At 42.0% G+C, this 6,144-nt stretch carries 5 protein-coding genes; all 5 read left to right on the top strand.

Annotated elements, in window-relative coordinates; translation table 11 throughout:
• Nucleotides 1-275: 275 nt before the first annotated feature.
• The 5 genes from PUQ00_RS24235 to PUQ00_RS24215 all read left to right on the top strand — a co-directional run bounded on the left by PUQ00_RS24235 (nt 276) and on the right by PUQ00_RS24215 (nt 6,139).
• Nucleotides 276-677 carry a hypothetical protein gene (locus PUQ00_RS24235; protein WP_300421618.1) on the top strand — a complete coding sequence of 134 codons (402 nt, stop codon included), beginning with the start codon at nt 276-278 and terminating at the stop codon, nt 675-677.
• Between the two features lie 523 nt (nt 678-1,200).
• On the top strand, nt 1,201-2,961 hold the full coding sequence (locus PUQ00_RS24230; protein WP_300421616.1) for a WD40 repeat domain-containing protein: 1,761 nt from the start codon (nt 1,201-1,203) through the stop codon (nt 2,959-2,961).
• Nucleotides 2,962-3,371: 410 nt separating this feature from the next.
• Nucleotides 3,372-3,941, top strand: coding sequence for a PqqD family protein (locus tag PUQ00_RS24225; protein ID WP_300421614.1), 570 nt, complete (start codon nt 3,372-3,374; stop codon nt 3,939-3,941).
• Nucleotides 3,942-3,947: 6 nt separating this feature from the next.
• Nucleotides 3,948-5,012, top strand: a complete 1,065-nt coding sequence (locus PUQ00_RS24220) for a nucleotidyltransferase family protein (protein ID WP_300421613.1) — start codon at nt 3,948-3,950, stop codon at nt 5,010-5,012.
• 8 nt (nt 5,013-5,020) lie between these two features.
• Nucleotides 5,021-6,139 carry a serine kinase gene (locus PUQ00_RS24215; protein WP_300421611.1) on the top strand — a complete coding sequence of 373 codons (1,119 nt, stop codon included), beginning with the start codon at nt 5,021-5,023 and terminating at the stop codon, nt 6,137-6,139.
• Nucleotides 6,140-6,144 lie beyond the last annotated feature (5 nt).

Below are 6,144 nucleotides of genomic sequence, written 5' to 3'. Positions count from 1 at the left end.
CCTTGTAGAGACGCGAAATTTCGCGTCTCTACATTCTTTTTCGGAGATGTCTAATGATTTAAAATAACAAAGTAACTAACTAGAAGTAGAAGTCAGTAGTAAAGAGGCGATTAATCGCGTCTGTATAGGAGTCAGGAAAATCATTTCCCTGATTAGCATTTTACCTATTGGTAATTAAAAATTAATACTACAATAATTATACTTAACCTAGTTGTAGGAAGTATTCGGTAAACAATTGTGCCAATCTAGCAAATAACTTTTCAATGGATTAACTTATGGCTAAAAAATCTCAAACAAATCTAGAACAATATCAAGATGTCAGATTATCTGCCACCACGAGAATTTGGGTAATTACAGTAGCCATTCTCGGAGTTTGCGTCCCACTGTCAGCGATTACCAGAAGCGGTGCTATTCTTCCTTTAGTTGCGATTGGTGGCGCAGCTGTTGGTACAGTTGCTGTTTGGCGTTCTGATGAGCGGAAATCAAAAACTAACTATTTGCAACAGCAACAAATAGAACTGTTAGAGCAAAGACTAGCAAATTTAGAAACAATTGTTAGCAGTGATGACGTGAACTTGCAAATGAAAATTAAACAGATCGAAGCAAGGGATAATTTTGGCGACTCCTCTGATGGAAGTACTACACACAGACAACCAAAACGCAAAGATAAAAATTAGCTAATCTTTACCATTTATGCGAATTTCAGATGATCTCCCTTAGAATCAACGACAGAAGATTATTTTTGTGTAAGTAAGTGGGCAAGAATAAATCAAGCTATGCTACGCAATGTAAAATTCCTTAAATTCTCTTGTACCAATGACTTTAGGGCTGACGACAAACCTTTAATTATTCACGCCCACTACTCAGGTACTTATTGACTTAACGTTGCCGCAACATTTGAAATCCTTATAAAATTAAACTTTCCTTTGCAGCTAGAACTGTTTCCCTAGAAACAGTATCTGGTTCTCCATGTCCGTTAGAATTGAATGACATGATTTAATTCTCTATACTTTAGCTGCATCAGTTAATGAAATGTCTAAGTGCTATCCATCTATATCTTTCCCGCAAATATATGCCAATGGTTGTGTTTTATTAGACTGCTAACATTACGGAATTTTTAATTAACTAAGGTTATAAACTTGAGTAATTGCATTGGTATAGCTTACCGTAGGTATGCAATAGTTTGCCGCAGGAATGCAGATGGATTGGATTAGCTTACTCAAAGCTCAACAAACTGACTTCCTTCAACGTGTGAAAAAACCTAAGACTTATGACTTATCTTTGCTGGAAAGTCAAGTCAAAGGTTGTCACACTGAAATTATGGGATTTTGGGGCGAGCCTTTGGCAAAACTCCAAGAGCTTTCTCGCCAACAAGCAGAAATTCTCGCCAAAAATCCGCCGCCGACGCCGCCTGAATATCCTGAGCCTCCCGACTGGACGATACCTTTTCCCAAATACTTCCAGCGACAAGCGGAAGATTACCTTTTCCGGGAGCAAATCGTTGACCGGGTGATTACTGAACGTTTGGGGAAGTTGGTAAAAAAGGTGCCACAAGATACCTTGGAAAACATGATTTTAGATGATGAGGGAAATTTGGGTGGCGAAAGTAAATTTCCTTATGTACTTAAAGATCATCCTCAGATAAGTGTTCAAGTTTATGTTGCTGATGGAGAAAGTTTTAATGGTATTAAGAAAGACAAAATTAGGTGGTCGGTTACTCAAGAAGATTTAACAAATCACCAAGTATTAATTTTTCTGTGTTTGTTTTATCCATATGCAGGTAAGTTAGGATACGAAAAACAGAGCATAATTACAGGCTTTTTACCTACAAATCAAATTGAACTTAGTGAACCAAAACTGTATCTCACTCCAAGTAAATTGTTGTATGCGGGGGGGGTGAGTTGGTATTTAGAATCACTTATTGGTAAAAAAGACGCGTCGCCATTAATAAATGAGATAGCGATCGCAGAGACAATACAGACTTTACCATCAGAGCATTACCTTAAGAGCATAGTAGGTGACTGGGAATGTTGGCAGACTTTGAAAGGGCACAACAGAGGGATTAATTGCCTAGCTTTCAGTTCCGCGTGTGGGAATGGCAAAGCTTTACCCATATTGGCAAGTGGTAGTCGTGGAGAGACGAAACTCTGGGATTTAAGCAAGGGTGAATTAATAGATACATTGTCAGAGTATCCTTGGGTGATATCTGGGCTGGTAGATGAAGTGAATTCCCTAGCTTTTAGTTCAGATGGACAGACTTTAGTGAGTTGCGGTGCAGATTCCACAATAAAGCTTTGGCACGTAGGCGCACTAGACTTGATAGATATTTTGCACAAACATAATGGGGTAGTGCGGTGCGCTGCCTTCACTCCAGACGGCAGAATGTTAGCGACTGGCGGAGATGACAGAAAAATTCTGTTTTGGGATTTGATGCAACGTCAGGTAGCGATCGCACTCTCTTTAGATGATACAGCTGCTCATTCCCTAGTTTTGAGCCGAGACGGGGAAACTCTGGTGACAGGTAGCTACCGCAAAATCAAAGTTTGGCGTACCTCACATCAGACGGGGATCAAAAGTTTAAAGGATGCACAACCACTGCATACCCTCATGGGTCATTCTCACATCATTTGTTCCTTGGCGATTAGTGCAGATGGTATGCTGGTGAGTGGTAGCTGGGATCAAACGATTAAAATTTGGCAATTGGAGACTGGGGAATTACTTCATACTCTTAAAGGACATAGAGATAGAGTATATGCGATCGCTTTAAGTCCCGATGGACAAATTATCGCTAGCGCTAGTGCTGATAAAACTATCAAATTGTGGCATTTACAAACCGGGGAATTGCTGGGTACGTTTACAGGTCATACTCATATAGTCACAGCATTAGCTTTCACAGCTTCCGGCGAGATGTTGGTGAGCGGGAGTTTGGATAAGACTATTAAAATTTGGCAACGAAGTTAATGGTAATTCGTAATTCGTAATGACGCTCTCTTTTGCTCTACCAACAATTTCCCTAGCTGATAGTGAGAATCAGCCGATCTCGGATTCAGGCGAACGAGCCAGCGATAATAATGGATTAATTTTAGTTTCATGATTTGTAAATATATGCGAACCGATTTATCTAGCAGCAATTGCTTTAGCGAACGCTGTTGTGCAACCAATACATTTCCCAAGGTTTATCCCGATTAAATGGATTTTTTAGCCCTTTGACGCTCTACATTATTGACCATTGGTGCTAAGGAAGGAAATCAGTCCTGATCCAGCAAAACGTAAACACAGAGAGTAGCCCCCAGTTCGGATAAATTGCAAGACTTTTTGTTAAGTCGTTGGATAATGCCAAGTCATTCTCGACTGCAATATTTTAAGTACTATTGCTTATTAACAAATGGTATAAAACTTTAAACTTTCACGAATGGTTGCCGATCGAAGTTGAATGGGAATATGCTAGCAGAGCAGATACAACCACGTCGTTTTATTTCAGTGAAACTATGGAAAAGAGCCAAGTACTTCGAGTCAATAGTACTCAGATTGTTTGTGAGACGATCGATGGAGAAGTTGTCATTGTCAACTTAGACAAAGGTTATTACTATAGCTTGTTGAAAACTGGAGCAGAGGTTTGGAGTAGAATCGAGCGTCAGATTGACCGTTACAGCTTGATTCAAGAAATGACACAAATATATGATGGTAGTGTTGAGGAAATCACTGCTGGAATGGATGAGTTTTTGGCAAATTTGCAGCAGGAAGAGCTGATTATCACAGACTCAGACACCAAGTCAGTAGACATCAATAACAGCACTGCAAAAACTGCTCAAACAACTGAGAGGCCACGCTTTGAGAAACCCATCTTGGAGAAGTTCACTGACATGGAAGATTTGCTGCTGCTCGATCCCATTCATGAAGTGGATGTGGAAGCTGGATGGCCCAACGCAAAAACAACATAACTGACGATGAGCGATCGCTTTCCCCACTTTGGTAGCTATCGGCTAACTCCAGCACAAGAGCTTTTGCTACAAGCGTCACTCCTAAAAGAAAAAGCCGCACTCACGGCCTGGGAGCAATGGCAATCCTCAGTTGATATCGAAGTCTTAGACGCTGAGTCCAATGTACTTTTGCCACAACTGTACCAAAATTTATTGGCTCATGGGGTCGAACATCCTCATATGGCACGGCTTAAGGGAATTTACCGCCGCAATTGGTATGCCAATCAATTGCGTCTCAAACACCTAAAAAATCTGTTATCCCATTTAAAAGATGGCGGGATAGAGGCGATTGTGCTTGGTCAAGCAGCCCTATATCCTTGCCAAGCCGAAAATTCTCGTCCGATTGATAACTTCCATCTTTTGATTCGATCTGACCAGTTAGATGGTGCAATTGATCAGTTATCAGGGCTAAACTGGCAGACTGCCAATCCTGTAAACAAAACATTGATCTACTTGCATAATCATCAGCAATACTCACTTTATTTACAGAGTCATCTCTTTTGGGCAATTCCTCAAGATCATACAGATGAACAAGTTTGGCATTATGCCACGACTGATTTCCGCGATCGCGCTGGTTGGCGGCTCAGTCCGACCGATCAGTTTTTGGATGGATGCGCTCGGACATTTTTTAAAAGTAGATCGCGTCAGATTTATGGCATAGCCGATGCGATGATATCGATCATAAATGCAGGTAGCGATTTAGACTGGATGAGGCTTATCACCCAAGCACAGCGATATCAAATGATTTTGCCAGTGCGAAATATGCTGATTCTTTTGCAGCAGGTGTTACATTTCTCAGCACCCAGTTGGGTGTTGCCTGCAATCTTTCAAATGCCGATCGCTGAAGCGGAGTGGCTGAACTATCAGGTATTAGCTGGCGATCGGCGATCTTTGTGGCGATCGACAGTCGCTCAATCCATTCGATTGCTCGGTCATCTAGAAACCCAACTGCTCCATCTGAGAAACCACCCTTTTCCAGGCAGGCAACTTTTGAAAAATCTTTTAAAACCAAAAAAATCAGCACTTGAATAGGTGAGTGAATGCAACCGAATCTAGACTTCTCTTCACAGTGCAAACCCAATTTATCGATAGCAGAAGGCGATCGCCTTACCTACTTTCATCTTGTTTATGAAGGTTTTCTCAGGGCAGCAGAGGTTGCAGGTGTAGTCGAGCATTGTTATGCGATCGGGAGCTATACCCTGTGTCTGCGCTTTGCAGGGGGAGGGCTGATTCCTCAGATCGCGCCAGCTTTGTCTCACTTGGCGACACAGCCAACGGCAAATCCCGATCTAACCATTTGTCTCTGGGATAATGCCTCAACTGGAACACGATTACCGCTCCTGATTGGCAGCCTGATGGAACTGATTCGGCTGCATTGGAATGATTATCTCGGCCCTCGCAAAGAAATTAAGGTCTATGATGGCGATCGCATTCGCACAAATTTTCATATTGGGCCAAATATTCTGAGTGCGTTGGATCGACAGCAAAATCTTGCCTGTTACTGGATCGAGGATGCCCAAGAGATTCCCTACTGGGAAAAGGGTTCACCACTCCAAACTATTTTGAATTGGTGGACAAGCGATCGGCATCATCAATATGTTCATGCAGGAGCGGTAGGTATGCCCGATGGCGGAGTTTTGCTAGCAGGAAAAGGTGGATCAGGAAAATCATCTACGGCACTGGCTTGCATCGATAGTCCTCTGATGTATGCCAGTGATGATTATTGTTTGATTTCCACCGATCCTAAACCCTATGTTTACAGTCTGTACAACACCGCAAAACTTAAGGGTCAAGCAGATTTGGAGCGATTTCCTTCCTTAGCGCCAATGGTCAATAATGTAGACCGTTTAGAGCTAGAAAAAGCCATGCTGTTTCTACATCAGCATTATCCTGAAAAGATTGCACGCGGATTTCCGATTAAAGCTGTGTTAATTCCGCAAGTGACTGGGAAAATAGATACCAACTTGCGTCTAACTACCGCAGGTGTGGCTCTCAGAGCCTTAGCACCAAGCACAATTTTTCAACTGTCGGGTAGTGGGCAAACAGCATTTGGGATGATGTCTAGTTTAGTTAAACAGGTTCCCTGCTATGCGCTAGAACTTGGTACTGATGTGGCTCAAATTCCAAATGTGATTTTGCAGTTACTTTCTCAACTCTAGAAAGA

The sequence above is a fragment of the Nostoc sp. S13 genome, assembly GCF_029379315.1.
Classification (GTDB): domain Bacteria; phylum Cyanobacteriota; class Cyanobacteriia; order Cyanobacteriales; family Nostocaceae; genus Nostoc.
The sequence above is the reverse complement of the archived record's forward strand: the minus strand, read 5'-3'. Positions and strand labels throughout refer to the sequence as shown.

What these genes read in the sequence shown, in the direction of transcription:
- PUQ00_RS24235 (WP_300421618.1), top strand. Translation starts at nt 276, where the DNA reads ATGGCTAAAAAATCTCAAACAAATCTAGAACAATATCAAGATGTCAGA.
- PUQ00_RS24230 (WP_300421616.1), top strand. Translation starts at nt 1,201, where the DNA reads ATGGATTGGATTAGCTTACTCAAAGCTCAACAAACTGACTTCCTTCAA.
- PUQ00_RS24220 (WP_300421613.1), top strand. Translation starts at nt 3,948, where the DNA reads ATGAGCGATCGCTTTCCCCACTTTGGTAGCTATCGGCTAACTCCAGCA.
- PUQ00_RS24215 (WP_300421611.1), top strand. Translation starts at nt 5,021, where the DNA reads ATGCAACCGAATCTAGACTTCTCTTCACAGTGCAAACCCAATTTATCG.